This window comes from Streptomyces sp. NPDC093085 (assembly GCF_040683935.1).
Classification (GTDB): Bacteria; Actinomycetota; Actinomycetes; order Streptomycetales; family Streptomycetaceae; genus Streptomyces.
Map to the genome: position 1 here is coordinate 1 of NZ_JBFBFB010000017.1, position 24,472 is coordinate 24,472.

The following is a 24,472-nucleotide window of genomic DNA, read 5'->3' on the forward strand; positions in this document are numbered from 1 at the left end:
ACAACGAGCGCGTCGACGAGGCCCTCTCCCTCGACCCGGACATCGTCTCGACGGCCTGCCCGTTCTGCCTCGTCATGCTGACGGACTCCGTCAACGGCAAGAAGGGCGACGGCCAGGCCAAGGAGAACCTCCAGGTCGTCGACGTCTCCCAACTGCTGCTGGAGTCGGTGAAGACCCCGGCAGACCCGGAACCGGCCGACCCGGAACCGGAGGCGGCACCGGACCCGGAGCCCTCGGCGGCTCCGGCGACGTAAGGGCGTACGTCCGTACTTCGGACCGCGCGTCGGACCAGGCGCCGGACCAGGCGCCGTCGGACCGCACGCCGGACGTTCCGCCGCACATCCGCCGGGCGTTTCGCCGGGTGTTTCGCCAGACGTGTCGCCGGGCGTTCGCCGGACGTCCCTTAGGGGGCGGGACCCGTACGGGTCCCGCCCCCTAAGGGTGTGCGCGACAACTCCGCCCACAGGCTCCGCACAACCTTCCGGGGCCCGGCCCGGTCCAACCAGCATGCGTGCACACCGGACAGCCATCCCGGCCCGCCTCGCGGCGCTGGTCGCTCTCGCGGTTCTCGGGGCGGGCTGCGGCTCCCCCGCACCCGCGCCGGCACCGTCCGCCTCCGCCGCTCCCCCACCGGCGTCGGCACCGCCATCGCCCTCGTCGCCATCGCCATCGTCGCCATCGGCATCACCGTCGGCGCGGCCGACCCCCACGGTCCCGGCGCGCCCGGCCACCCACGCCGACTTCGACGGCGACCACCTGAGCGACCTCGTCCTCACCGACCCCCGGGCGACGGTCGACGGGGTCTTCTCCGCCGGGTACGCGGCCGTGGTGCCCGGATCGCCGAAGGGCCCCGACCCGGCCCGCCACCGGGTGGTCACCCAGAACAGCCTGAACCTCGGGAAGGCGGGCCAGGGCGGCGTGTTCGGCGGTTCGGCGGTCTCCGGCGACCTGGACGGGGACGGGTACGCCGACCTGATCACCGGGGCGGGCACCAGCACCGTCTTCATCGTCTGGGGCGGCCCGGCAGGGCAGACCCTCAAGGGTGGGGCGCGGATCTCCGGGAGCGCGCCGCTGACCGGCGACTTCGACGGGGACGGGTACACCGACCTGATCACCACGGGCCCGTCGCCGTCGACGGCGACCCTGTGGTACGGGCCGTTCACCCGGACCGGGGTGCCCACCGCGACCGTACGGCTGGACCTGACCCCGGACGACCCGGGCCCGGACCCCGAGGCGGGGACGGGGCCGTACTACGAGGCGCGCCCCGCCGCCGTAGGGGACATGAACGGGGACGGCAAGGACGACCTGGTCGTCACCTGGACCCATGTCTTCGCGGACGAGATGCCCACCCCGCGCGCCACCGTCGTGCACACCGGCACCTCCCGCGACGCGGGCGGCGTCACGGCCGCGTACACCCGTCTCAAGGACGCGCGGGGCAAGGACATGTACGGCGAGGACGTCGTCACCGCCGATCTCGACAAGGACGGCACCGCGGATGTGATCACCGGCCTCACCTGCGAAATGCTGGGGGATGTGGCCGTTCCGGAGGGCGGCAGCCGGCTGATGGTCGCGTACGGCGGCCCGGACGTCGTGAGCCGGACCCGGAAGCCGACGACGATCGACGCCGGCACACCCGGGCTGCCTGCCTCGCCCGCACCGCCGGTCTCGGACGGGTGCGGCTTCGGGGGTTCGCCGGCGGCGGGCGATGTGAACGGCGACGGCTACGCCGACGTGGCCTTCACCGCCCCGGCGAAGGACCGTACGACCATGGTCCTGGTGCTGCGCGGCGGCCCGAAGGGCCTGACGGGCGCGGGCGCCGAACGGATCCCGGACGTCGGCCCGGAGACCCGGCTCGCGCTGCTGGACACGGACGGCGACGGGGCGGCCGACCTGGCGATCGGGGCGACGCGGGAGGAGCAGGTGGTACGGGTCCTGCCCGGCGGCCCGAACGGGCTGACGGGCCCCGGCGCGGGCCGGCCGCACCGTATCGTCCCGGCGGACCTGGGCCTCGATCCGGTGGCGGGCGACAGCTTCGGCTGGGGCTTCGCCCGCTGAGGCGGCCGGGCTGAGGCGGCCGGGGAGGGGCCGGGGAGGGGCCGGGGAGGGGCCGGCGGCACAACACCCCACCGGCGCCCCGGAGTCGGAGCCACCGAGAGAGCCCCCTAGGGGCACCATGAGGTCTCTCCGGGAAACCCCCAGGGTTCACCCCCGGAGTTCACCCCCAGGGTTCCCCTAGGGGATGTCACAGCTCGGCCGCAATGGCCCCCCTGTTCCCCCGGCTCCGTCACCGCGCCGGTCGGGACCGGGTACGTTCGATGACGTGGCTGGATTCAGGATCGGACGCGGCCGGGACAACCGCACCTCGCAACAGCAACCGCAGCAGCAGCCGTACGGACGGCAGGCGCCTCCCCCCGAGTACGGGGGCGGAGCTCAGGGCGCCCCGACGTACGGCCGTCAGCAGTGGCCTCCCGCGGGCGGCGGGCAGCAGCACGGCGGTGCCGGTGCCCCGTACGGGGGCGGCCGTCAGGGCGAGCCGGAGTACTTCGGCGACCCGTACGGGCAGCCCACCCAGCCCGGCCACCCCGGGCCCGCCGGCCTGCACGGCCAGCCCACCCACCCCGGGGCACCGGGGCGCCCCGGACAACCGGGACACCCGGGGCGCCCCGGACCACAGGGGTACCCCGGGGCTCCTCAGCACCACGGCGACCCGTACGCGAACAGCCCCGGGCACACCCAGGCGTTCAGCATCGGGGACGACCCGTACGGGGAGGGCGCCACGTACCAGAGCGGCGCGGCCCCGGCCCCGTCCGGCCCCCGGCTGCACTGGAAGGAGCTGCTGAGCGGCATCGTCCTGCGCCCGGCGCCGACCTTCCTCCAGATGCGGGACTACCCGCTCTGGGGCCCGGCCCTGACCGTGACGTTCCTCTACGGCCTGCTGGCACTCTTCGGCTTCGACACGGCCCGCGAGGACGCGATCAACGCGACCCTGACCACGGCCATCCCGTACGTCCTCACGACGGCCGTCGCCTTTCTCCTGGGCGGCCTGGCCCTGGGCGCGGTCACCCACACCCTCGCCCGCCAGCTCGGCGGCGACGGCGCCTGGCAGCCGACCATCGGCCTCTCCATGCTGATCATGTCGATCACGGACGCGCCGCGCCTGCTCTTCGCGCTCTTCCTGGGCGGCGACAACTCGCTGGTCCAGACGATCGGCTGGGTGACGTGGGTGGCGGCGGGCGCGCTCTTCACGGTGATGGTGAACAAGTCGCACGACCTGCCGTGGCCGAAGGCACTGGGCGCGTCGGCGATCCAGTTGGTCGCGCTGCTGTCGCTGCTGAAGCTGGGCACGCTGTAGGGCGGGCCGCGTAAGCGGTACGCCACGTAAGCGGTACGCCACGTAAGCGGTACGCCACGTAAGCGGTACGCCACGTAAGCGGTACGCCACGTAAGCGGTACGCCACGTAAGCGACGTAAGCGATGTAAGCCACGTAAGAGGGAGCCACCAGACCCGGCGGCTCCCTCTTCACTGCTCTTCCGCTTCTCTACTGATGACTACTGCCGCACAACAGGGGGCTCGACGCTCCACGGAAAGTTGATCCAGTCCTCGGTGCGCTTCCAGACGTACTCGCACTTCACGAGCGACTGGGACTTCTCGTAGATGACCGCGCTGCGCACCTCGGCGACATGGTCGACGCAGAAGTCGTGCACGAGCTTGAGGGTCTTGCCGGTGTCGGCGACGTCGTCCGCGATCAGGACTTTCTTCCGGGTGAAGTCGACGACGTTGGGGACGGGCGCGAGCATGACCGGCATGGCGAGGGTGGTGCCCACGCCGGTGTAGAACTCGACGTTGACGAGGTTGATGTTCTTGCAGTCGAGCGCGTAGGCGAGCCCGCCGGCGACGAAGACGCCGCCGCGCGCGATGCTCAGGATGATGTCGGGCTCGTACCCGTCGTCGGCAACGGTCTGGGCGAGCTCGCGCACCGCGCGGCCGAACTTCTCGTACGACAGGTTCTCGCGCCGCGAGGTCCCGCTGCCGGAACCCAGTATGTCCGTCATACCTGCCCTACCTTGATTCACACCTGCGTCCGATGAAAGTTGAGATAGGAGCGCGAGGCGGTCGGCCCCCGCTGCCCCTGATACCGCGACCCGTAGCGCTCGGACCCGTAGGGGAACTCGGCGGGCGAGCTGAGCCGGAAGAGGCAGAGCTGCCCGATCTTCATACCGGGCCAGAGCTTGATCGGCATGGTCGCCATGTTCGACAGTTCGAGGGTGACGTGCCCGGAGAAGCCGGGGTCGATGAACCCGGCTGTCGAGTGCGTCACGAGGCCGAGCCGGCCGAGGCTGGACTTGCCCTCCAGCCGGGAGGCGATGTCGTCGGGGAGCGAGATGACCTCGTACGTCGACGCGAGCACGAACTCACCGGGGTGCAGGATGAAGGGCTCGTCCCCTTCGGGCTCGACCACGCGCGTCAGATCGGCCTGCTCGACGGCGGGGTCGATGTGCGGATAGCGGTGGTTCTCGAACACCCGGAAGAAGCGGTCGAGCCGTACATCGATGCTGGAGGGCTGCACCATCGTCGCGTCGTACGGTTCGACTCGTACGCGTCCGGAGTCGAGTTCGGCCCGGATGTCCTTGTCTGAGAGAAGCACGCACCGAGGATACGCAAGACGCGCGAGCCCACCCCAACCGGGCAGCCCCGCGCGCCTCACTCCCCCCTCAACGGTCAGCGCCGCTCGCCCACACCCCCGGCATCCACCACGCGCACCGCCCGCTCTCCGCCCTTCGTCCCCCCGTCAGCGGCCACGGCCCCCGACACAGCCCCCGGCACGGGAACGGGCACAGGGACGGGCACAGGAACCGGCACGGCATGCCGCAACCGAGCGCAACGGGGACACCGGATGAGCCGACCGGGCCCGATCCGCGCGGTGTCGAGCTGCTGCATCGGGAAGGTGGCGGTACTGAACACGTGCCCTTCGGCACAGCGGACGACGGTGTGCTCCATCAAGTCCATCAGGTCCTTTCCCCAACAAACACGGACGAACGCCCACACTAGGGGATGAACAGGCCCTCGAAGAAGCGGCACTCCGCCCCGACCTTACGCCCCCCGCTCCCCCTCAACTCCCCACCCCACCAACCCCTCCCACCCCCACACAGAACACCGGCCCCACGGGGCAGGAGGCGCCCGGGGCCGGGGATGAGGTAGAGTGTCCGACGATGCGAGGCCGACACGGGCTCGCCAAGCGGGTGTAGTTTAATGGTAGAACATGAGCTTCCCAAGCTCAGAGCGCGAGTTCGATTCTCGTCACCCGCTCCACAGGAAGCCCCAGGTCAGAGACCTGGGGCTTCCTCGTGTTCAGCCAATCGCTTCTGTGGTTGTGCGTCCCCGAACCTGGCGGCGTGCCGCGCCCTCTTCCTGGATAATCGGCGTATGGCATCACAGCCCGGCCTTTCCGATCTCCGCCGCGCCAAGTTTGCCCGGCGCCTGCCCGTGGCACTCTCGGAGCTTGCCGGACCTGAGCACGGCGCGGTGAGTCTGCCGCTCCACCTCGCACGGTCGGGGCTGACCACGTTCGATCTCGATCAGCCACGGCTGCGGATGAGCTACTACCGCATTGTCCTGGCCGAGGGCCGGCGCGACGACCTGGTCCAGTACCTCCATCGCGAGCTTCTCGTCGACTTGTGGCCCACACTGCGTTCACTGGTCAGCCGTGATGTCCGCGTGGTCTGGGAGAGCGCCTTCGACGAGCTGGCTCACAGCACTCAGGCCGCCGTGTGAACCTCACGGACCTGCACCGACGGCTCCTGGGCGGACGTGCTCGCCGTGGGCGGTGCTTACCCTCTGGCGCTTACCGGCGGCTACGCGGTACAGGCACACGGACTGGTCGACCGGCTCAGCCAGGACCTCGACGTCGCGACCGAGAACCCACAACGCATGGAGGACATCGCCACTGCCGTGCGCACCGGCCTGGAGCAGCGTGGATGGGGCGTCCGGGCTCTGGAGACAGACCCGTTGTCCGCGCGTCTGATCGTCACGGATCCCACCAGCCATGAGGAGTGCGAGGTCGACATCCTCAAGGAAGCGCTCTGGAAGCCACCGGTGCACACCGAGCACGGCCTGGTGCTGTCCCTCGAAGATGTCGTCGGAACCAAGGTCCGCGCGCTGGCCGACCGCGGACTCGCCCGGGACCTGATCGACGTACACGCCGCCACAGACCATTGGAACCCAGTCGAACTTGAGGAACTCGGCCGACGCCACGCCCGCGACTCCTTCGACCTCAGCGAACTCCAAGCGCGGCTCGGCGGAGCCGACTGGATCGACGACACGGAGTTCGCAGCGTACGGACTCGACGAGCGAGCCGTCTCCGGGTTGCGGCAATGGGCACAGACGTGGGCGGACGACATCGGGGAACGGCTCCAGGAGCTTGAGGCACCGCACGAGGACTGATGGCCGATAGCCTCACGATGCCGGCCGCCCACCCTTCGGCCGCCGTGCCCCATCCGTGCCCTTCCGCGCGGACAACAGCGGTCAAGCACGGCGCCCAGAGACTGCGCCATCCTCGTACCGCCGGGACGAACATGCAGCTCAGAGGCGCTTTAACCACGCAAGCACCGTTGATTCCCAAGCTCAGAGCGCGAGTTCGATTCTCGTCACCCGCTCTCCGACGAACCCCAGGTCAAAGGCCTGGGGTTCGTCGCTGCATAGACCTCCCTAAGCGCCTTGCACCACCTCCGCACCACCTGACCCCTTTCGCGATCCTCATGCGCCTCGGCGCGGGCCGCCCGCACCCGGCCGATGGGCGGTCAGCTCCACCCGCTGCGGGATCGCCGCGAGCTGCACCGCACCCTCGGCACCCAAGCTCATTGCCCAGTCCTTCCACCGTAGAAGCCGCTGAAGTTCTTTTCGGAGGTCCAGGTTTCCTACACGGTCCTGAGGGAAGCGGCCCGCGACTACTCAAGATCCGGAATGCCTGATCATCAGCGGTGGGACGCCTTTCGTTCAATGGTCGACTCTGCGGCCAGTGAAGGCCGCAAGCGCGTAACCGCGCATGAGTACCGATCCGCAATCGGCTCTAGGCAAATCCCGGACCAAGCCAGCGCTATGCCGGCCGACGCGGTGATTCGACTGCTCGAACGCCCGGAGGTTTGGCAAGCTGTGGTCGATCACATCGCGGCAGACCCTGCCAGCCGGAGGGAAGTGCTGCTGCGTCTCTCTGCGTAATCGTCGGGAATCCTGTACCCGATGCCCTTCCTCAAGTCAGAAGCCACCAGGTCACTCAAATGCCGAGTGATGCTCAAGCTTAGAGCGTGGGTTCGAGTCTGCTCGCCTGCTCATTGATGAAGGCCCCGGTAAGCCAATGGGGCGTTTTCACTTGCCCATCAGCGACAACAGACCGGGGCCTCTACCAAGGGCAGCTGAACGCGAGGATCCTTCCCCGCCCGGAGTATGCGGTCTCGGCCTACCGAATCAAGGAAGCACGGACCAGAGAACGCATACTCCAGTATGCTGACATTATGTCCTCAACGACTCGCATCACCGTCACCCTCCCCAGCGACCAGGTGGCGGAGCTTCGCAAGCTCACGGACAACGTCTCCGGCTACGTGGCGGAGGCCGTAGCCCGCCAGATCCGGCACCAGCTCCTGGGCGACGACCTCCGCCGCCATGAGGAAGAACACGGACCCTTCAGCGACGAGGAGCTCGCCGAGGCCCGCGCGAAGATCTTCGGGTCCGCCGGCACCTCCAAGGGCGCGGACGCCGCGTGAGCGAGCGCGTCGAGACCGTCGTCCTGGACGCCGAGGGGCTCTCCGCCTGGATCGCTCAGGACCGCAAGCTCCTCGCGATGCTTCAGGTCTTTCACGACATGGGAGCCGACCTGGTGATCGGGGCCAACACCATCGTGGAAGTCAGCCACTCCCGCACCAATATGCCTCGCCTGAACTGGGCTCTGTCCCACGTCAAGGTGGAGCCGGTCACCGAACAAGCGGCGAAGGCAGCAGCGGAACTCCTCAAGGGCGCCGGGCTGCACGGACACAAGTACGCCATCGACGCCACGGTCGCCGAGGTCGCCCTGCGTCAGCAGAAGCCCGTCGCCCTCCTGACCTCCGACAGCGACGACATGACCAAACTCTGCGGAAACCAGGTCCGCGTCATCCCTCTCTGACGCGCCGGCCCGCCCCGAGCACACCCCCTGGCAGGGTCCGCTGCACCGCTACCCTCGTGCCCCATCCGTGCCCAGCGGAGCGGACCACAGCAGTCAGATGCGGCTCCCAGAGACCATGACAATCCAAGCTTCCTCACGGGAAAGCGCAGGTCTCCCGGCCGCGGGATCCCTCGCCGCTGATGACGTGGCGCGGCAAGCGGGGCAGGTGGGTGGCGCTTGGGGTATTCTTTGATTGGTTGGTCAGTTAATGAATGGGAGGGTGCGGGATGGCGCGTGTGGTCGACCCTGCGCTGCATGCGCGGCGGCGGGAGGCGATCGTCGGGGCGGCGGGGCGGCTCTTCGGGGAGCAGGGGTTCGAGCGGACGACGGTCGCGCAGGTCGCGTCGGCCGCCGGGCTCAGTTCGGGGAGCGTCTTCTACTACTTCGCCGACAAACAGGCCCTCTTCCGCGCGCTCTTCGAGCGGGACCTGCCGCGCGCGGAGGCGCTCGTCGCCCGTCACGAGGGGAGCGGCGACCCCTTCGCGGCCGTCCTCGACGTCGTGGCCGAGCTGGCGGCGGAGGCCGAGGAGCCGGGTGCCTCGGGGATGGTCGTCGAGTTGCTGCGGCGCATCGCGCACGATCCCGAGCTCCTCGATGTCGTCGGCCGCACGTCCCAGGTGGTGCGCGACGGGCTGGCGGGGCTTCTCGCGCGGGGGATCGAGGCAGGCACCGTCGACCCGGAGCTCGACCCGGCCGAGGCCGCCGCCTGGCTGGAGAACATGGTGGACGCCGCGTACCTGGGCGCCCGTCCCGGCCACTCCCCGCTCCCCGCGCTGCACCGCACCGTCACGCGTTACCTGGCGCCGGTGGAGACGGACCGGGAGGCCGCCGCGACGGACGGAGGGGCCACGAGGGCGGGAAGGCCCACGAGGGTGCGAGAGGTCACGAGGGCGGATCGAGAGAGGGAGAACACCGATGGTCGAGCCTGAACCTCCGGTCACGGTACGGCTGCCCGGGGCGTGGCTGGGGGTGGTCGTCCTGGGCGGGGCCGGGCTCGGGCTCGGCGCCGCGTTCGCCGTGGGCCCGCTCGCCGACTGGATGGTCGGTCTCTTCGACGGCGCTCCGGGCCCGCTCCGGCTGGCCGCCGCGCTGCCGCTCGCGTGGGCCGTGCCGGTGCTGATACTCGTCGGTGCCGTGGCCGGGGCGTGTGTGGCGGGTACCTGGCACAAGGAGAACCCCGTGATCGAGGTGGGCACCGACAGCGTCGTCGTGCGCGACGCCACCGGCGGCCGTCATGTCGAACGGGGCCGGATCGCCGAGGTGTTCACCGACGGCCGCGAGCTGGTGCTGCGCGATGCCGACGGCCTGGAACACATCCGCACCCGGGTGGACCTCGGCCTCACCGGCCGGCTGCGGTCCGCCTTCGAGCAGCGGGGCTATCCCTGGCGCGGCACCGTCGACCCGTACGAGGCGGACTACACCACCTGGGTCGACAACGGGCCGGGCCTCGACGAGCGTGCGCATACGTTGCTGAGGACGCGGCAGCGGGCGCTCGCCGACGGCCGGAGCGGCGCCGCGGACGAGGCGCGCGAGGAGCTGCGGGGGCTCGGCATCTCCGTACGGGACCGGGACGTGGCCCAGCAGTTCCGCAGGGTGTGAGGTGGGGAGGGAGGGGGGTGGGGGGTGTGAGGGGGGTGGGGGTGTGAGGGGGGTGGGGGTGTGAGGGGGGGTGGGGCTTGCATCTGCTGGCCGGCAGAGTCGACGTGGGCTTCGGGGGGTGCTTCTTCTCGGCCATGCTCGCCTTCGCTCCGTACCGCGTCACAACACCCTGCGCAGCAGCGGCAGTCGGCGCAGCCCCGCCGCGAGTGCGAACGCCGCCGGGACGCCGGTGAGCGCGGCGGTCGCCCATGCGGTGGCCGCGGTGAGTCCCCGGTCCGCCAGGTAGTACTGCACCGTCACCACCATCGGGAGGTGGACGATGTAGACGGCGTAGCTGCTCGCGGCCAGTTCCTTCGCCAGCGGGCCGGGAACGGTGGTGGTGGTGTTGGTGGTGGCCTTGCCGGCCGCTTCGCGGAACAGGGTCAGCGTTCCCGCGCAGAGGGCCACGCACAGGGCGCTCTCGTACGCCGCCCACAGTGCGGAGGGGCCGTCGAGCCCGCCGGGGCCGAAGGAGGCCGCGTCCGCGCCGACCGCCGAGAGCACGGCCACCCCGAGCAGACCGCCGCTCAGCCACATCCATCCGGTACGGGCGTCGAACCGGCTTAGCCAGTCGTACCGGTGGGCGAGTACCCCGAGGGTGAAGAACGTCGCGTGCTGCGGGAGCCTGGCGGGCTCGACCTGGAGGAAGTCCAGGAACGGCACCCAGGTGTCCAGTGGGTACCGCAGCCGGACCAGGAAGGTCGCGACGGCGATCCCGGCGGTCAGGGCCAGCAGCGCCCGGTGACCTGGAACGGGTGTGGGGGTGGGGGTGGGGAGTTCGGTGGTGCGGGGTGGGCGGGGGGTGTCTCGGTGGCGGCGTATTAGTTGGGCCGTCTCGCGGCACAGTACGCGCAACAGTACGTAGAGGAGGGTGTAGGCGAGCAGGTTCTGGATGAACCACAGATGCCCGAACTGGAGGTCCGGCCACGAGGGCCCCGTCCAGTCAGCGGGCTTCTCCCCCAGGCCGAGGTAGACGTCGGTGAAGTAGCGGGCGAAGGAGACCGGCGGATATCCGCGGTAGTGGACGTAGTACGCGTACATCAGGCCCGGCACGATCGTCACCGCGCCCACCACGACCGGAATGCCGAGGCGGACCAGTCGGCCCTTCACGAAGGACCATCCGCCGCGCCGCTCGTACGAGGCGGGCACGAAGACCGCGGAGACGAAGAAGAACAGGCTCATGGCGAACGTCCCGCCGACCGCCGAGAGCGTCGCGAGCGCCGGGTTACGGGGCTGGCCCTCGACGTACCACCAGTCCGCCGGGCCGTACGGCTGCGCGGCGTGATGGACGACCACCAGCACGGTCAGGACGATCCGGAGGGTGTCCAGCCAGGCGAGGCGGTTGGGTGCGTGCGACGGCCGGGTCCCGGGCGGCCGGACCCCAGAAGCAAGTGTGTACATGTGGATAGCATCCTCAACAGGTGTACACACCGCACTGGGGCTACCTCCCCTTCTCGCCCTCCGGAGAACCGTAGAACCCGGGGAAGCCGGGGAAGCCGGGGAAGCCGTGGAATCCGAACCCGTACGACAGCAGGCGCTGATTGGCCGCGCTGCGCCGCGCCAGGACCTCCGGCGCGAACATCGGCTCGTCGAGATGGGGCTGCATCACCGGCTCCAGGAGCAGCGGGCCGAGGATGAGACAGAGCATCTGGAACGGTGCCCACTCCTCGTCCGGCGCCTGGTCCTCGTGCGGCGCCCCCTCGTCGTGCGGCGCCCCCTCGTCGTGCGGCGCCCGCTCCTGGTCCGGCGCCCGCTTTTCGTCCGACGGCCCGTTGACGCCGTACGCCAGCCCCTTGCCGCCGTACGCCGGCCCCTTGCCGCCGTACGCCGCCGACAGCCGCGCCAGCTCGGCGCCGGCGCCGCTCAGCAGCCGTCCGAAGAACGCGGCGCCGGTCTCGCTCCCTTCCAGCAGGACCTGCCGCAGGTACCCGCGCAGGACCGGGTCCGCCCCGAACAACCGGGCCGAGACCTGCCCCAGGGATTCCATCAGTCCGGCAGCCGGATCCATGCGGGCAGCCGGATCCGCTCCGGCGTCCTGATCCAGGTCCGCCAGTTCCCGGGAGATCCGGCCCAGTACGTGCTCGTCGACAGCCGCGCGCAGCCCCTCCTTCGAGCCGAAGTGCCGCGTCACCAGCGCGGGCGACAGCCCCGCGGCGGCCGCCACCGCTCTCGTCGACGTCGCCTCGAAACCCCGCTCGGCGAACAACGCGAACGCCGCCTCACGGAGGCGCGCCCGCCCCGTCAGATCGTTCTTCCCCACCGCGTCCATCTCCGCAGCGTAACCAAGCGGTCGGGGCGCACGCGCCGGTCCTCCCTGCCGGGTCCCGGCCCCGGATCCCTGCCCCGGGTCCCGGCCCGGGTCCCGGCCCGGGGATCCTCGTGCGCCCGCCGCATACTCGGAGCAGGACGCGTTTTCACAGGAGGACTGATTGATGACCGAGCGGCCTTTGACCCTCATGGCGGTACACGCCCACCCCGACGACGAAGCCACCGGGACCGGAGGGGTTCTCGCGCGGTACGCGGCGGAAGGCATGCGTACCGTTCTCGTGACCTGTACCGACGGGGGGTGCGGTGACGGACCAGGGGGCGTCAAGCCGGGTGATCCCGGCCACGATCCGGCGGCCGTCGCCGAGATGCGCAGGCAGGAACTCAAGGAGAGCTGTGACGTACTGAAGATCAGCGATCTGGAGATGCTGGACTACGCCGACTCCGGGATGATGGGCTGGGCCAGTAACGACGCCCCCGAAGCCTTCTGGCGGACCCCCGTCGAGGAGAGCGCCGCCCGGCTCGCGGAACTCATGCGGCATTACCGTCCCGATGTGGTCGTCACGTACGACGAGAACGGCTTCTACGGCCACCCCGACCACATCCAGGCCCACCGCATCACGATGGCGGCGCTGGAGATGACCACGCTGACGCCGAAGGTGTACTGGACGACGGTGCCGCGCTCGGCGATGCGGCGCTTCGGGGAGGCCATGAGCGAGTTCCAGGGCGACATGCCGGAGCCGGATCCCGCCGAGGCCGCCGCGCTGGCCGAGATCGGCCTCCCGGACGACGAGATCACCACGTGGGTCGACACCACCGCGTTCAGCGGCCAGAAGTACGACGCGCTGGCCGCGCACGCCAGTCAGGGCGAGAACATCTTCTTCCTCAAGATGGGCAAGGAGAAGTTCGGTGAGCTGATGGGCCTGGAGACCTTCGTACGGGTCAAGGACACCACCGGCGCGGCCGTACCCGAGAACGACCTCTTCGCCGGACTCCGCTGACCCCGGCCCGTCCGGCCGGCTGCCCCGGGCCCCGTCCGGCGGGGTCCGGGTCAGCCGGCAGTTCCGACCGCGCCGGGCCCCGCGACCGCGCCGGGCCCCGGAGAGCGGGTCACTTGCGTTGCGGGCGGAGCGGGCGGGAGGCTGCCAGGCAGGAGGAGAGCCACGTTGCCTCTGTTCGGTCGATGATCAGGTCGGCCACGGTGATCATTCCGTCCAAGGGGCCGTCCAGGCGTATCGAATGGTCGTCGATACGGCACATCTCCCAGTCCGCGTCGCTGTGCCAGAGCCGGGCGGTCTTCTCGCCTCGGCGCTGGGCGAATACGAGTTCTTCGGCGTGTTCGTTCATGAAGTAGCCGACGTAGTCCTCGCTGGTGATGGTGCCACCACAGAGGCTTGCGAGGAGCGGTTCGACCGCGGGGCGGGGGGTGTTCATGTCGTGGTGTCCTCGGTCGAGGCGGGGTCCTGTTCCGCTGAGGAGAGGGCCAGCATGCGTTCCGCTGACTCCAACAGGGTTTTGTAGGTGATCACTTCCACGCGTGCCATGTGCGTGTTGTAGGTCCGCAGCGTCTCCGCGATCTCCTGGGGGGCGATGCTTCCGCGCACGTACTGCGGGTGCCCGATCACGACGGTCGCCGAGGCCCTGCGGGTGTCGACGCCGTACGTTCCGTGGATCGGGTGGCGGTTCTCGTCCAGGGTCCGGAGGTAGTTCTGTGTCTGGGAGACCGCTTGGTGTACCGGGGCGCCCAGCATGAGGTGGCCGCTGCGCCGGATGACCAGGTTCTCGATGCGGGCGCGCTTGAGTTCCACCACGTGCAGGGAGCCGTCACCACGCAGCAGCGGAATGTCGAGAATCGTGTCCGGGGTGTACTGGCGGCGGGCCAGCTCGGCCACATAGGCGCCGCCGAAGATCCATTCCTGGTTCTTCAGGCAGGTGTGGAGGGCGCTCTCGGAGCTGTCGGGGTCGTCCACAGCGGTGCGCAGGGCTGCGAGGGCGGCCCGTCTGGCCCGCAATTCGAGCAGGTGAGCCAGCATTCCCGCGTCCGCGTCCGCCAGGGCGTCGTTCACCATCCGGGCGGTCTCGGCGGAGGCCGGGCGGGGGAGGTTCCGCAGGACCAGCTCCATGTGCCCGTACTCCTGAAGGCGCTTCAGGTATTTGGCGGGGAGCTGGATCCCGCCTTCTTCGTCTCCGATGCCCAAGTGCTCGGTGGACCGGACGATGCCACGGAAGAGTGCGTTGGCGTCGGCGGCACTCGCGTCGGGGTTCTCGGCGCACAGCCTGTCCAGGACGGCCACCGCTCGCTCGGCGCCCATGGAGACCATCCGGCGCATGTACTTCTCGCTTCGCTGCCTCGCCCTCTCGTCGTAGTAGTTCTCCACGACTTCGAGGAAGAGCTCGCCGCGGGCATAGCCGGCGAACCTCTGGAAGCGCTTGGCCAGCGCGAAGTCCTCATGGAGAAGGGACTCTCGCGCGACGTCCTCCAACGCGTGCACCAGCGGCTTGCCCGCACCGTACCGGTAGGTGGAGGCGCCACCCATGATGTGCAGCACCGCGTCTATCTGCTCCCGCACACTCGCGTGTTCGGTGAGCTTTCTCGCCTCTTCCACCAGATCTAAGAGCGAGGGGCTGGACCTGAAATTCGGCATGCCCGCAACTCTAGGAGTGGGCACTGACAATCAGTGTTCGCCGGCTCCGGTTCGGGTGACGGGCCGGCGGGCGGGCGGAGGGGGTGGAGAGAGAGGGCGGTTCAGCGGACGGGGAAGCTGAAGGTGTAGCCCTGTTCCTTGAGCCAGGGGAGGATTTCGCGGAGGGTGGCCACTGTTTGGGAGCGGTCGCCGCCGGCGTCGTGGAAGAGGATCGTGGGGCCGTTGGCGATTTCGCGCTTGACGGTGGCGACCATGGTGTCCGTGCCGGGGCGTTCGAAGTCCCTGGAGTCGACGTTCCAGCCGAGCGGGCGCATGCCGTGGGAGGCGGCGAGTTGGCGGCTGTACGGGGTGAAGGCGCCGCCCGGGGCGCGGTAGTACTCGGGGCGGACGCCGCCGGAGGCTTCGGTGATCATGCGCTCGGCGTCGAGGATCTGCTGGGACTGGTAGGACTCGGGCTTCTGGTCCATCGCGGTGTCGTGCGAGATCGTGTGGTCGCAGAGCCGGTGCCCGTCCGCCACGACCGCCTTGACCAGGTCCGGGTAGGCCTTGGCCTGGGTGCCCACCATGCAGAACGTGGCCTTCACCCCGTTCTCCTTGAGGAGTTGGAGGACCTGCGGCGTCCAGTTCGGGTCCGGGCCGTCGTCGATGGTGAGGTTGACGCCCCGCTCGCCCGCTTCCGAGGCGTGTGCGATGTCCGCGGCGACCTTCGTCACCTTGGGCTGCTGGGAGGTCTGGGCGGTGGGCTTCTTGGCCGTTGTCGTGTCGGCCTGCGCCGTCCACACCGAGGTGGCCGCGGCGAGGGCCGTGACCCCGAGCGCCGCGCCGATCAGCCGGCTGTGGAAACCCCGCCCCTTGTGCCTCGCCATGACCGCCCGCTCCTCTGTTCTCCGCGCTCTCCGACGCCCCGTGCCTCTATGAAGACACACGAACGGGCTTGTGAGCTGCCTCTGTTACCGATCACGGACATAAACAGGGGATCTTGGCTACAAACGGGAAGCGGAGGGGACAGGAAGGGACCGGACCGGACGGGAGGGGCGGGGAGGGGCGGGGCGGGGAGCGGCGGGGCGGGGAACGCGAGCAGGAGCCCGCCGGGGGGTGGCGGGCTCCTGGTGACGGGGGGTCAGGTGGGGAGGTGCTCAGATGGTCGGGGTTTCGTCGACGATCTCCTTGTGCGGTTCGACGATGAACTTCCAGCCCTCGCTGGGCTCCATGAACCGGACGCGGGTCGGGTAGATGTCCAGGGCGCGGCGGTCGCGGTTCTGGCTGGTCACGTTCTTGCGGGCGCGGGCCGGCTCCTCGAAGAGGTCGATCTTGACGTCCGGGACCTCGACGACCTCCTCGCTCCAGCGCTGGACGATGCCGGCGCCGAACGCGTCGCGCGCGGCGGAGTAGAGCGCCGCCAGGGACTCCTGGTTGCCGCCGGGCACGAACAGGGCGAGGTTCAGGAGGACTCCGGCGCCCTGGAGGACCTCGATCTCCTCGCCCGTCTTGTCGGCGATCCAGATGCCGCGTCCCGCGGTGTCGTCCGGGAGGACGTGGACCTCGTCACCGAAGACCGTCCTCGCCGCGAAGGATCCTCCTTCGAAGTTCTTACCCGGCTCCGTGAGGAATGCCGGGGCATAGCAGTCGAGAGGAAGGCCATTCGTCTCGGCCGTGACGAAGATTTCGTCCTGGGGGCCCAATTCCGAAACCTCTTCGGCCGCGAGACGTCGAGCCGTAACCTTCTCGGTGTTCACGCCATTCCCCTTTTTTCGTGGCGTCCTGTGAATTCATCGAGAGCCTATCACAAAACGGCCGGGGTACGGGTTCCATTTTCGCCCCATTTCCTCCTGATGGTTTATCGGCAGCGCCGGGCCGGCGTTTTTATTCGGCGTCGCGAAAGCGGCCCGAAGCGGTGATCTTGTTCATGTCCTCGGACGGGGGTTCGGGCGGGAGGGTCCCGCAGCGGCCCTTGAGATCGTCCTTGTTCAGGGTTGTGAACTGTCGTCATGGGGGTGGGGCTGAGTGGGTCTGGTGGACGCTGTTTCTTTGCCTTGAGTCTTGACCTCAAAAGAAACACGACAGCACACTGTGCACCATCTCCCTCGTACGGCCGCTCGCGGTCATCTCTCCCTCCTTTTGCGCTGGCCGCGCAGCAGATCGGGACAGCAGGACCAGGAACAGGAACAGGGCCAAAGCCAGAGCCAGAGCCACGGCCAAGGCCAGGACCTCCGGGGACTACTACGAGTCGAGGAGTAACCTCATGACCGGATTCAGCCGTCGCGATTTCATCAGAGCCGCCGGTGTCGGGTCGGCCGCGCTCGCCCTGCCGTTGGCGGGGGCCGTGGGGAGCGCGGGGGCGCGGTCCGCCTCGCCCGCCTCGGTCACCGCGCTCAGCGGGAGCGTGAAGGCGTCGGGCGCGTGGCAGGTGACCGCGAGTGTGGTGGGGTGGACGTTCAGCGGGTCGGTCGGGGCGGCCACCGACATCGTCACCCGGTCGGGTACGGACGCGGTGGGCGCGTACAGCGAGACCACGTTCACCTTCCAGGGGGGTGCGCGGAAGGGCAGTATGCGGGTCTACAACCTCGCGTCCGCCGTCATCTTCACCGACACGTACGTGAAGGCCGCGCCCAACTCCCAGCCGTTCCCCACCATCACGGGGCACCCGGGGCTCGCGAACCGGCTGAGCCACCGCGGCTGCTTCGGAAAGTTCCAGTTCAACACCTTCACGGGCGGAAACGACGGGCCGCTGGTCTTCTTCGACGGGGAGGGGAACACCTTTCTGCTCTCCGCCGCGGACCACTTCCAGGAGGCGCAGACCACGCAGGCCTCCAACGGTTCGCTGGTCGCGGGGGTCGTCGGCGGGGTCACCACGCTGCCGGCCGGCCATACCCGCCGTACCATCCTCACGCCCAAGGCCGGCATCGGCGCCGCGTACCGCGCCTGGGGCTCCGCGCTCTACCGGCTCGCGGGCAAGACCCCGCCGGCCAACGACTCCACCACGATGCTCGGCAAACTGGGGTACTGGACCGACAACGGCGCCGACTACTACTACCGGTACGACGAGACGAAGGGGTACGCGGGCACCCTGCTCGCCGTCCGCGACGAGTGGCGCTCCCAGCAGATCCCCATGGGCTACATGCAGCTCGACAGCTGGTGGTACCCGAAGGGGCCCAACGGCGACTGGAGGAGCCTGCCGGACGGGACCTATCTGTACGAGGCGTCCAAGGAACTCTTCCCCAACGGACTCGCCGCGTTCCAGAAGGAGTTGGGGATGCCCCTGGTCACCCACGCCCGCTGGATGGACAAGTCCAGCCCGTACCACGGGACGTACCGGTTCTCGAACGATGTCGTCATCGACCCCGCGTACTGGCAGAAGGTCATGGGGTATCTGAAGGACTCCGGGGTCGTCACATACGAGCAGGACTGGCTGTGCAGTTACGCCAAACCCGCCGAGGTCCTCACCGAGGGCGACCAGTACTTCGGCAACATGGCCAAGTACGCCGCCGAGAACGGGCTCGACCTCCAGTACTGCATGGCCCTCCCCCGCGACTACCTCCAGTCCACGCTCTACCCCCATCTGACGACGATCCGGGTGAGCGACGACCGCTTCGAGCGCTCGAAGTGGGACGCGTTCCTCTACGACTCCCAGTTCGCCTGGTCGCTCGGCGCCTGGCCGTGGGTCGACGTGTTCATGAGCGGCGAGACCGACAACCTGCTCCTCGCCACCCTCTCGGCGGGCCCGGTCGGGGTCGGCGACGCGCTCGGCAAGGTCGACGCGGCGAACCTCGCCAAGGTGGCCCGCCCGGACGGGGTCCTCGTCAAGCCGGACATCCCGATCGTCCCCACCGACGCGACCTACCTCGGGGAGGCGGCCGGGAAGATGCCGCCCATGGTCGCCACCACGCGGGCGCAGCATGCGAGCGGGCTGCGGTACGGGTACGTGTTCGCCTATGCCCGTAAGTACGTCGAGCCCGAACTCACCTATCAGGCGGAGGACGCCGTCCTCTCGGGGGTGATCGTCGCCCGCGACAACGGCGGTTACACGGGCAGCGGTTACGTCGATTATCAGCACGACCGCGACGACTACGTGGAGTGGACGGTGCAGGCGCCCTCCGCCGGGACGTACACGCTCATGTTCCGGTACGCCAACGGCAACAGCTCCGACCGGCCGCTCGCCGTCTCCGTCAACGGCGCCTCGCCCACCACCCTGCCGTTCGCCACCAGCGGGTCCTGGACCGCCTGGATCCTCCAGGGCGCCACCGTGACCCTCAAGGCGGGCGCCAACACCGTGCGCGCGACCGCCACCGGGGCCAGCGGCGGCAACATCGACTGGCTCGGCATCAGCAAGGGCGTCGTGCCGACCGCCCCGACCCAGACCGCCACCTTCACCCTGGCCGAACTGGGCCTGTCGGGACCGGCGTACGCGTACGACTACTACGCCGGTACGGGCAGTCCGGTCGCCCAGGGCGGCAGCGTCAGCGCCACCGTCACCTCCGGTACGTACTGGGTCGTCGCCCCGGTGGGCGCCTCCGGGATCGCCTTCCTCGGCGACACCGGCAAGTTCGTGCCCCACGGCGACAAGCGCATCCCGCACCTGAGCGACGACGGCTCCGTCCACGCCACGATCGCCTTCGCGCCGGGCGAGGGCGCGGTGACCCTGCGCGGCTATGCCCCGCGCAAGCCGAGCGCGACGGCCACGACGGGGGAGGTCGGCGCCGTCACGTACGACAGCGCGAGCCGGCTGTTCTCGTTCACCGCGCGGGCGGGGAGCGGGAATCAGGCGGTCGTCACCGTCGCTCCCTGACTCTCCGCGACTCTTCGCGACTCTTCCCGACTCTCCCTGAGCGGGTTGCCTTGGGCGCGTCCCTTCCGGGGCGCGCCCTTGGTGTGACGGGAGTGCTGTCAGTGGCATCTCAGGGGGCGGAGTGAGAGGAGGGCTAGACTCCGGTTGCTCCTGTGTTCCCCATGGAAAAATATCTTCCCCCACCGACGGCTCAGTTATCTGAGGGAAATTTTCTTCACATGAACAATGGACAGACCAACGGTCATACACACGGCCGGTTCGCGCCTTCCGTCTTAGCCACCGCCGCAATCCGGCGCGGTGATCTCCTCACCGCGGCCCGCTATGTCGAGGCCGTTCACGCGGCCCTTCCGGATTCGGCTCCACCAGCCGAACTCGCCCGTTATCAGTGGCTGATTCTCCAATTCGGTGCCGCCTCTCTCGGGGCCCGGGCCGCCGTGGAGCGCTTTGCCGCCGAGCAGCCCGGGGAGCTGGCGGACGGGGTGCTGGTGGCGTGGGAACCGGAGGCCGCGCCCTGGCTCGTACGGGTGCTCCTGCGGGCCGGGGAGCGGGCGGAGGCGGCGGCCGTGGCGGCGGGGGGTGGTTCGCGGGTCGGGGCGGCGCATGCCAGGAGCCTGCTGGAGGGGAGTGTCACGGGGCTGCGGCGGGTGGCCGGGGAGTACCGGGAGCCCTGGGCCAGGGCCTCCGCCGCCGAGGATCTGGGGGTACTGCTCGGAGCGGAGGCGGAAGCGGAGGCCGAGTCCTCGTTGCGGGAGAGCGCTCGGGGATATCGCAGAATCGGGGCCGTACGGGACGAGGAGCGGGTCCTGCGGCGGTTACGGGAACGGGCGGACCGGGGGCGGGGGGACGGCGGGCAGGGCGTGGCGGACGCGGGGTTCTGGGGGCGTATGACCGTGTCCGAGCGGGCCGTCGCGGGGCTGGCGCGGGAAGGGCTGAGCAATCAGCAGATCGCCGGGCGGCTCTTCATTTCGCCGCACACCGTGGATTTCCATCTGCGGCGTATTTTCCGGAAATTGGGGATACGGTCCCGGGTGCAGCTCGCCCATGTGCTGAGTTCGCCCACGGTCCCGGACGCCGGTGTCGCGGAGGGGGCGGGGCTCAGCCGTTCCGGGGCGCGGGGTGTGGTGTGCGTGCCCTGAGGCGGACGCGGAGAGGGCCGTTCTCCTTGAGGGTGACCGTGTTGCCCAGCTCGACCGGGGGCCCCGCCGGGTCCACTTCGTAACGCTGGAGCAGGACCGCCAGGCAGAGCACCGACTCCAGCATCGAGAAGTGCCGGCCGATGCAGGCCCGGCTGCCGCCGCCGAAGGGGAACCAGGCGTACCGGGGGCGCTCCGCCTCGCGCTCCGGGGTGAAGCGCTCGGGGTCGAAGCGGGCCGGATCCGGCCAGTGCTCCGGGTTGTACTGGGCCACCGCGCCGCAGACCATCACATCGGCCCCGGCGGGAACCGGCTGTCCGTCGATCACCGTGTCGGCGACGGCCCGGCGGGAGACGAACGGCACCGGCGACTGGATGCGCATCGCCTCCTTCAGCACCATCGTCAGGTACGGGAGCCGGTCGAGGTCGGCGGCGTCCGGGCGGCGGCCCGCGAGCACCCGGTCGACCTGCTCGCGGGCGCGCGCCTGGGCCTCGGGGTGGGTGGCGAGCAGATGGAGTGCGATGGCGAGCCCGGTCGCCGTGGTCTCGTGCCCGGCGACCAGGAAGATCAGCACCTGGTCGCGGAGTTCGGCGAAGCCGAGCGCGTCGCCGTTCTCGCCGGAGGCGGCGATGAGGAGGGAGAGCAGGTCCTCGCCGTCGCCCTCCGCTGCGGCGCTGCCGCCCGCGCCCGTGCTCGCACCTGTGCCCGCACCTGTGCTCGCGGCTGTGCCCGCCCGGCCGCGCCCCTCCCGGCGCTCCGCGATGATCTCGTCGCAGAGCGCGTAGAGCCCGCGCCGGGCCTCGGCGGCGCGCCGGTTGCGCGGGGTGGGCCAGTGCCGGGGCAGCCGCAGCGGCGAGTTGCCGCGCTCCAGGGTGTAGTCGACAAGTACGGGGAGGCAGCGGCTCATCACGGCGAGGGCCGCGCGGCCGTCCGCGCCGAACAGGATCCGGCACAGGGTGCTGAGCGCGAACCCCGGCATCTCGGTGGTCAGGTCGACGGTGGCGTCCGGCGCCGTACTCCACCGCCCGGCGAGCGCCTCGGCCTCGGCGCAGGCCGCGTCCGCGTAGCCGTCGACCCGGCGGCGGGTGAACAGCGGCTGGATCAGGCGGCGCTGGCGGAGGTATTCGTCGTCCTGGCTGGTGAGCAGGCCGTTCCCCATGGACTCCCGGATCACGTCGTACATGACGTTGTCCTTGCGGAAGTTCGCCGCCTGGGTGGCCAGCACCTCGTGAGCGCCCTCCGCCGAGCAGACCAGGTAGAGCCGGGGCCGGACCCCGGGCACGCCCGTGTCGAGCCGTACGACGTCGCCGTACTCCTGGTGGACGCGGCGGAACGTACCCATCGGGTCGTCGCGCACCTTGAGGAGGGTGGAGAGCAGGCGGATCCCCTTCGGGCCGGGGGCCGGGGAGGGGCGAGCGGGGTCCGGGGAGGGGCGAGCGGGCGCATCCGCCGGGGATGTCGTCATGGGGCCGCAGCCTCGCACGCGGGCGGCGGGCGCCGGCACTACGCGGACGCGTAGGACCGGACTACGTATCCACGTAGTGCCCCGGGACCGCCCCGGCGGCCAACAATGTGCCCCGGGGGAAAGCGATCTCCGCCGCGGGATCTCCGGATCCGCGACTCCGCTCCGGGATCTCCGCTCCGGGATCTCCGCTCCGGCTCGTCTCCAGGGCCCGTACAGAGAAGGAAGGACGGGATGGCGACGACTTCGCGTGCCGCCTCGCACACCACCTCGCGTGCCAGCTCGCACACCGCCTCACGCGCCGCCTCGCGTGCCAGCCGGTTCGAAGCGCTGGGTTCCTGTCTGCCCGACCGGGTGCAGCCCTCGTCCGAACTGGTCGCCACGGCGCCGCAGGTGCCCGAACTCCCCCTGGAGCGGCTGACCGGGGTCGTCACCCGCCGGGTGGCCGACGAGTCGCCCGGCTCCGCCGAGCACTCCTTCGGGCTCGCGCTCTCCGCCGCCCGCGACGCGTTACGCAACTCCCGCTACGAAGCGGGCGAGTTGGACGTGGTGATCTCCACCTCCATCAGCCGCAGCAAGGGCGGCAACATCTACTACTTCGAACCTTCCTTCGCCCGTATGCTCATCGAAGAGCTGGGCGCCCACCGCGCGCTCCACTTCGATCTCTCCAACGCCTGCGCCGGGATGCTCACCGGCGTCCAGATCCTCGACCGGATGATCCGGCAGGGCATGGTGCGCAACGGCATGGTGGTCAGCGGCGAGCGCATCACCCCCATCGCCCGCACCGCCGCCGCCGAGATGCCCCGGCTGCGCCACCCCCAGTTCGCCTCGCTGACCGTGGGGGACGCGGGCGCGGCGGTGATCCTGGACGAGTCGGAGGACGAGGCCGACCGTATCCACTACGTCGAGCTGATGACCGCCTCCGCCTACTCCCACCTCTGCCTCGCGATGCCCAGCGAGCACCGGGCCGACCTCGCCATGTACACCGACTCCGGGACCATGCAGGCGCGGGACCGGATGAAGATCTGGTCGACGTTCTACGGGGACTTCCTCGCCAAGAACGGCTCCGACTTCGCGAGCGAGGGCTTCGACTACGTCATCCACCACCAGGTCACCTCCCGCTTCATCGACGTGATGCAGGGGCACGGCGCGGAGTCCTTCGGCGCGCCGATGCCGCGCTCGCTCTCGGTCGTGGAACATCTCGGCAACACCGCCTCCACCTCCCACTTCATGGCGCTCAGCCACCATCTGCGGGCCGGCACCGCCCGGCAGGGCGCCAAGTACCTGCTGGTGCCCGCCGCTTCGGGCGTCGTCACCGGCTGCCTCTCCGTGACCATCTCCAACCTGGGAGTCTGACCGTGGGAATGGTCATCAGGGCCGCCGCCACCGCCTCGCCCGTGCGGGCGTCCGCCCCGGACACGTCGTACACGGCGAACGCCCCGGACACGTCGGTACGGCTTGCCGCGCGGGCCGCCCAAGGGTGCCTGGACGAGGCCGGGTTGGCGCACACGGCGGTGGGCGTGCTGGTCAACGTCGGGGTCTACCGCGAGAACAACACCATCGAGCCCGCCATGGCCGCGCTGGTCCAGAAGGAACTGGGCCTGGGGCTCGACTACTTGGCCGACCCGGTCGCCGGTCTCTCCTTCGACCTGATGAACGGCGCCTGCGGCGTCCTCAACGCCGTCAAGGTCGCCCAGGCCCTCATCGGCACCTCCACCACGGAGCGCGTGCTGATCACCGCCGCCGATGTCCACCCCGGCGGGGACGCGGGCGCCGACCCCGGCTATCCGTACGCCGACCTCGGCGCCGCCCTGCTGCTGGAGCGCCACCCCGACGAGGGGCCCGGTTTCGGCACGGTACGGGCGTACAGCGCCCGGGGCACGGTGGGCGCCGCCGGCTCCCTCGACCTGTCGGTGCCGGGCGGCGGCGGGCGGTCCCGGATCACCGTACGGCAGGAGGAGGGGTGGGCGGAGCGGCTGCTGGAGCTGACCGCCGAGAGCGTCGGGGCGTACGTACGCGACGAGGGGCTCGCCCTGGACCGTACCCTCCTGGTCACCAACCGGCCCGTCCCCGGTTTCCCCGAACTCCTCGCGGCGCGGCTGGGGGTGGCGGGGGACGGGGTGGTCGCGGCCGGCGCCCCGGAGTCCGGGGAAGAGATGGCGGGAGGGGGTACCGGCGTACCTCACACGGCAGGTACCGGCGTACCTCACACGGCCGCGCCCGTGCTGGGGTATCTCGCCGCGCTGGAGCGTCGACTGAAGCCGGAATACGAGCAGTTGCTGTTCGTGAGCGCCGGGGCCGGGCCCAGCGTCGTCTGCGCCCGCTACCTGCCCGGGGAGCGCTGAGCG

Annotated in this window: 21 protein-coding genes, 1 tRNA gene and 2 pseudogenes; 15 read left to right on the forward strand and 9 right to left on the reverse strand. The window is 70.2% G+C overall.

The genetic code is table 11. The features are described 5' to 3' along the window. From AB0O07_RS31940 to AB0O07_RS31950, 3 genes and pseudogenes are all read left to right on the forward strand, one after another. Nucleotides 1–254 (forward strand): annotated as a pseudogene (locus tag AB0O07_RS31940) (Fe-S oxidoreductase); the annotation flags it as partial. A gap of 253 nt (nucleotides 255–507) precedes the next feature. Continuing rightward, entirely contained in the window at nucleotides 508–2,055 is a 1,548-nt protein-coding gene (locus AB0O07_RS31945) for an FG-GAP and VCBS repeat-containing protein (protein ID WP_365639963.1), read from the forward strand. Between the two features lie 265 nt (nucleotides 2,056–2,320). Then, nucleotides 2,321–3,352 (forward strand): YIP1 family protein, encoded by a 1,032-nt coding sequence (locus tag AB0O07_RS31950; protein WP_365639965.1) that lies wholly within the window; start codon nucleotides 2,321–2,323, stop codon nucleotides 3,350–3,352. A 197-nt stretch (nucleotides 3,353–3,549) separates the two neighbouring features. On the opposite strand, the gene AB0O07_RS31955 is transcribed toward AB0O07_RS31950, so the two are convergent. Together AB0O07_RS31955 and dcd are read right to left on the reverse strand one after the other, a co-directional pair. Beyond that, nucleotides 3,550–4,053 carry a phosphoribosyltransferase gene (locus tag AB0O07_RS31955; protein WP_365639967.1) on the reverse strand — a complete coding sequence of 168 codons (504 nt, stop codon included), beginning with the start codon at nucleotides 4,051–4,053 and terminating at the stop codon, nucleotides 3,550–3,552. Between the two features lie 17 nt (nucleotides 4,054–4,070). Further along, a complete protein-coding gene (gene dcd / locus AB0O07_RS31960) occupies nucleotides 4,071–4,646 on the reverse strand; it encodes a dCTP deaminase (protein ID WP_365639969.1) in 576 nt (191 codons plus the stop codon). 591 nt (nucleotides 4,647–5,237) lie between these two features. On the opposite strand from dcd, the gene AB0O07_RS31965 reads away from it, so the two are divergent. The 7 genes and pseudogenes from AB0O07_RS31965 to AB0O07_RS31995 all read left to right on the forward strand — a co-directional run bounded on the left by AB0O07_RS31965 (nucleotide 5,238) and on the right by AB0O07_RS31995 (nucleotide 9,794). Beyond that, nucleotides 5,238–5,311: transfer RNA gene (locus AB0O07_RS31965), tRNA-Gly, on the forward strand. Nucleotides 5,312–5,425: 114 nt separating this feature from the next. Continuing rightward, nucleotides 5,426–5,773 (forward strand): transcriptional regulator, encoded by a 348-nt coding sequence (locus AB0O07_RS31970; RefSeq protein WP_365639971.1) that lies wholly within the window; start codon nucleotides 5,426–5,428, stop codon nucleotides 5,771–5,773. Continuing rightward, a pseudogene (locus AB0O07_RS31975) lies at nucleotides 5,770–6,442 on the forward strand (nucleotidyl transferase AbiEii/AbiGii toxin family protein). The gene AB0O07_RS31970 and the pseudogene AB0O07_RS31975 overlap by 4 nt, the downstream one beginning before the upstream one ends. 1,067 nt (nucleotides 6,443–7,509) lie before the next feature. Beyond that, nucleotides 7,510–7,758, forward strand: a complete 249-nt coding sequence (locus AB0O07_RS31980; RefSeq protein WP_365639973.1) for a type II toxin-antitoxin system CcdA family antitoxin — start codon at nucleotides 7,510–7,512, stop codon at nucleotides 7,756–7,758. Next, nucleotides 7,755–8,156, forward strand: coding sequence for a PIN domain-containing protein (locus AB0O07_RS31985; protein WP_365639975.1), 402 nt, complete (start codon nucleotides 7,755–7,757; stop codon nucleotides 8,154–8,156). Before AB0O07_RS31980 ends, AB0O07_RS31985 begins: the two co-directional genes overlap by 4 nt. Nucleotides 8,157–8,422: 266 nt before the next feature. Next, a complete protein-coding gene (locus AB0O07_RS31990) occupies nucleotides 8,423–9,124 on the forward strand; it encodes a TetR/AcrR family transcriptional regulator (protein WP_365639978.1) in 702 nt (233 codons plus the stop codon). Beyond that, entirely contained in the window at nucleotides 9,111–9,794 is a 684-nt protein-coding gene (locus AB0O07_RS31995) for a hypothetical protein (RefSeq protein ID WP_365639980.1), read from the forward strand. Before AB0O07_RS31990 ends, AB0O07_RS31995 begins: the two co-directional genes overlap by 14 nt. Nucleotides 9,795–9,953: 159 nt before the next feature. Here the strand turns inward: AB0O07_RS31995 and AB0O07_RS32000 are convergent, their stop codons facing one another. Continuing rightward, complete coding sequence (locus AB0O07_RS32000) at nucleotides 9,954–11,234, reverse strand: acyltransferase (protein WP_365639983.1); 1,281 nt, start codon at nucleotides 11,232–11,234, stop codon at nucleotides 9,954–9,956. Between the two features lie 40 nt (nucleotides 11,235–11,274). Next, nucleotides 11,275–12,102 (reverse strand): helix-turn-helix domain-containing protein, encoded by an 828-nt coding sequence (locus tag AB0O07_RS32005; RefSeq protein ID WP_365639986.1) that lies wholly within the window; start codon nucleotides 12,100–12,102, stop codon nucleotides 11,275–11,277. 163 nt (nucleotides 12,103–12,265) lie between these two features. Between AB0O07_RS32005 and AB0O07_RS32010 the strand changes: the two genes are divergently transcribed. After that, the gene (locus AB0O07_RS32010; RefSeq protein WP_365639989.1) at nucleotides 12,266–13,099 is read left to right on the forward strand and encodes a PIG-L family deacetylase; all 834 of its coding nucleotides are present in this window, start codon (nucleotides 12,266–12,268) and stop codon (nucleotides 13,097–13,099) included. 109 nt (nucleotides 13,100–13,208) lie between these two features. On the opposite strand, the gene AB0O07_RS32015 is transcribed toward AB0O07_RS32010, so the two are convergent. The 4 genes from AB0O07_RS32015 to AB0O07_RS32030 form a co-directional block, all read right to left on the reverse strand. Further along, nucleotides 13,209–13,532, reverse strand: a complete 324-nt coding sequence (locus AB0O07_RS32015) for a hypothetical protein (RefSeq protein WP_365639991.1) — start codon at nucleotides 13,530–13,532, stop codon at nucleotides 13,209–13,211. Further along, nucleotides 13,529–14,743, reverse strand: a complete 1,215-nt coding sequence (locus AB0O07_RS32020; RefSeq protein WP_365639994.1) for a Shedu anti-phage system protein SduA domain-containing protein — start codon at nucleotides 14,741–14,743, stop codon at nucleotides 13,529–13,531. Before AB0O07_RS32020 ends, AB0O07_RS32015 begins: the two co-directional genes overlap by 4 nt. 101 nt (nucleotides 14,744–14,844) lie before the next feature. After that, the gene (locus AB0O07_RS32025; protein WP_365639996.1) at nucleotides 14,845–15,609 is read right to left on the reverse strand and encodes a polysaccharide deacetylase family protein; all 765 of its coding nucleotides are present in this window, start codon (nucleotides 15,607–15,609) and stop codon (nucleotides 14,845–14,847) included. A 270-nt stretch (nucleotides 15,610–15,879) separates the two neighbouring features. Next, the gene (locus tag AB0O07_RS32030) at nucleotides 15,880–16,479 is read right to left on the reverse strand and encodes a hypothetical protein (RefSeq protein ID WP_365639998.1); all 600 of its coding nucleotides are present in this window, start codon (nucleotides 16,477–16,479) and stop codon (nucleotides 15,880–15,882) included. A gap of 506 nt (nucleotides 16,480–16,985) precedes the next feature. On the opposite strand from AB0O07_RS32030, the gene AB0O07_RS32035 reads away from it, so the two are divergent. Next, nucleotides 16,986–19,529: a CBM35 domain-containing protein gene (locus AB0O07_RS32035; protein ID WP_365640001.1), complete on the forward strand. Its 2,544-nt coding sequence runs from the start codon at nucleotides 16,986–16,988 to the stop codon at nucleotides 19,527–19,529. 218 nt (nucleotides 19,530–19,747) lie between these two features. Next, the gene (locus AB0O07_RS32040; RefSeq protein ID WP_365640002.1) at nucleotides 19,748–20,665 is read left to right on the forward strand and encodes a helix-turn-helix transcriptional regulator; all 918 of its coding nucleotides are present in this window, start codon (nucleotides 19,748–19,750) and stop codon (nucleotides 20,663–20,665) included. Here AB0O07_RS32040 and AB0O07_RS32045 read toward each other — a convergent pair. Further along, nucleotides 20,625–22,127, reverse strand: a complete 1,503-nt coding sequence (locus AB0O07_RS32045) for a cytochrome P450 (protein ID WP_365640004.1) — start codon at nucleotides 22,125–22,127, stop codon at nucleotides 20,625–20,627. The genes AB0O07_RS32040 and AB0O07_RS32045 overlap by 41 nt on opposite strands. Before the next feature lie 231 nt (nucleotides 22,128–22,358). Between AB0O07_RS32045 and AB0O07_RS32050 the strand changes: the two genes are divergently transcribed. Together AB0O07_RS32050 and AB0O07_RS32055 are read left to right on the forward strand one after the other, a co-directional pair. After that, on the forward strand, nucleotides 22,359–23,480 hold the full coding sequence (locus AB0O07_RS32050; protein WP_365640006.1) for a 3-oxoacyl-[acyl-carrier-protein] synthase III C-terminal domain-containing protein: 1,122 nt from the start codon (nucleotides 22,359–22,361) through the stop codon (nucleotides 23,478–23,480). Between the two features lie 2 nt (nucleotides 23,481–23,482). Continuing rightward, the gene (locus AB0O07_RS32055; RefSeq protein ID WP_365640009.1) at nucleotides 23,483–24,469 is read left to right on the forward strand and encodes a hypothetical protein; all 987 of its coding nucleotides are present in this window, start codon (nucleotides 23,483–23,485) and stop codon (nucleotides 24,467–24,469) included. Nucleotides 24,470–24,472: the final 3 nt, after the last annotated feature.

Coding starts and splice junctions, on each gene's coding strand:
- AB0O07_RS32020 (WP_365639994.1), bottom strand. CDS start 14,743: ATGCCGAATTTCAGGTCCAGCCCCTCGCTCTTAGATCTGGTGGAAGAG.
- AB0O07_RS31955 (WP_365639967.1), bottom strand. CDS start 4,053: ATGACGGACATACTGGGTTCCGGCAGCGGGACCTCGCGGCGCGAGAAC.
- AB0O07_RS31970 (WP_365639971.1), top strand. CDS start 5,426: ATGGCATCACAGCCCGGCCTTTCCGATCTCCGCCGCGCCAAGTTTGCC.
- AB0O07_RS32035 (WP_365640001.1), top strand. CDS start 16,986: ATGACCGGATTCAGCCGTCGCGATTTCATCAGAGCCGCCGGTGTCGGG.
- AB0O07_RS31990 (WP_365639978.1), top strand. CDS start 8,423: ATGGCGCGTGTGGTCGACCCTGCGCTGCATGCGCGGCGGCGGGAGGCG.
- AB0O07_RS32005 (WP_365639986.1), bottom strand. CDS start 12,102: ATGGACGCGGTGGGGAAGAACGATCTGACGGGGCGGGCGCGCCTCCGT.
- AB0O07_RS32015 (WP_365639991.1), bottom strand. CDS start 13,532: ATGAACACCCCCCGCCCCGCGGTCGAACCGCTCCTCGCAAGCCTCTGT.
- AB0O07_RS31980 (WP_365639973.1), top strand. CDS start 7,510: ATGTCCTCAACGACTCGCATCACCGTCACCCTCCCCAGCGACCAGGTG.
- AB0O07_RS32040 (WP_365640002.1), top strand. CDS start 19,748: ATGAACAATGGACAGACCAACGGTCATACACACGGCCGGTTCGCGCCT.
- AB0O07_RS32000 (WP_365639983.1), bottom strand. CDS start 11,234: ATGTACACACTTGCTTCTGGGGTCCGGCCGCCCGGGACCCGGCCGTCG.
- AB0O07_RS31945 (WP_365639963.1), top strand. CDS start 508: ATGCGTGCACACCGGACAGCCATCCCGGCCCGCCTCGCGGCGCTGGTC.
- AB0O07_RS31995 (WP_365639980.1), top strand. CDS start 9,111: ATGGTCGAGCCTGAACCTCCGGTCACGGTACGGCTGCCCGGGGCGTGG.
- AB0O07_RS32010 (WP_365639989.1), top strand. CDS start 12,266: ATGACCGAGCGGCCTTTGACCCTCATGGCGGTACACGCCCACCCCGAC.
- AB0O07_RS32050 (WP_365640006.1), top strand. CDS start 22,359: ATGGCGACGACTTCGCGTGCCGCCTCGCACACCACCTCGCGTGCCAGC.
- AB0O07_RS32025 (WP_365639996.1), bottom strand. CDS start 15,609: ATGGCGAGGCACAAGGGGCGGGGTTTCCACAGCCGGCTGATCGGCGCG.
- AB0O07_RS32045 (WP_365640004.1), bottom strand. CDS start 22,127: ATGACGACATCCCCGGCGGATGCGCCCGCTCGCCCCTCCCCGGACCCC.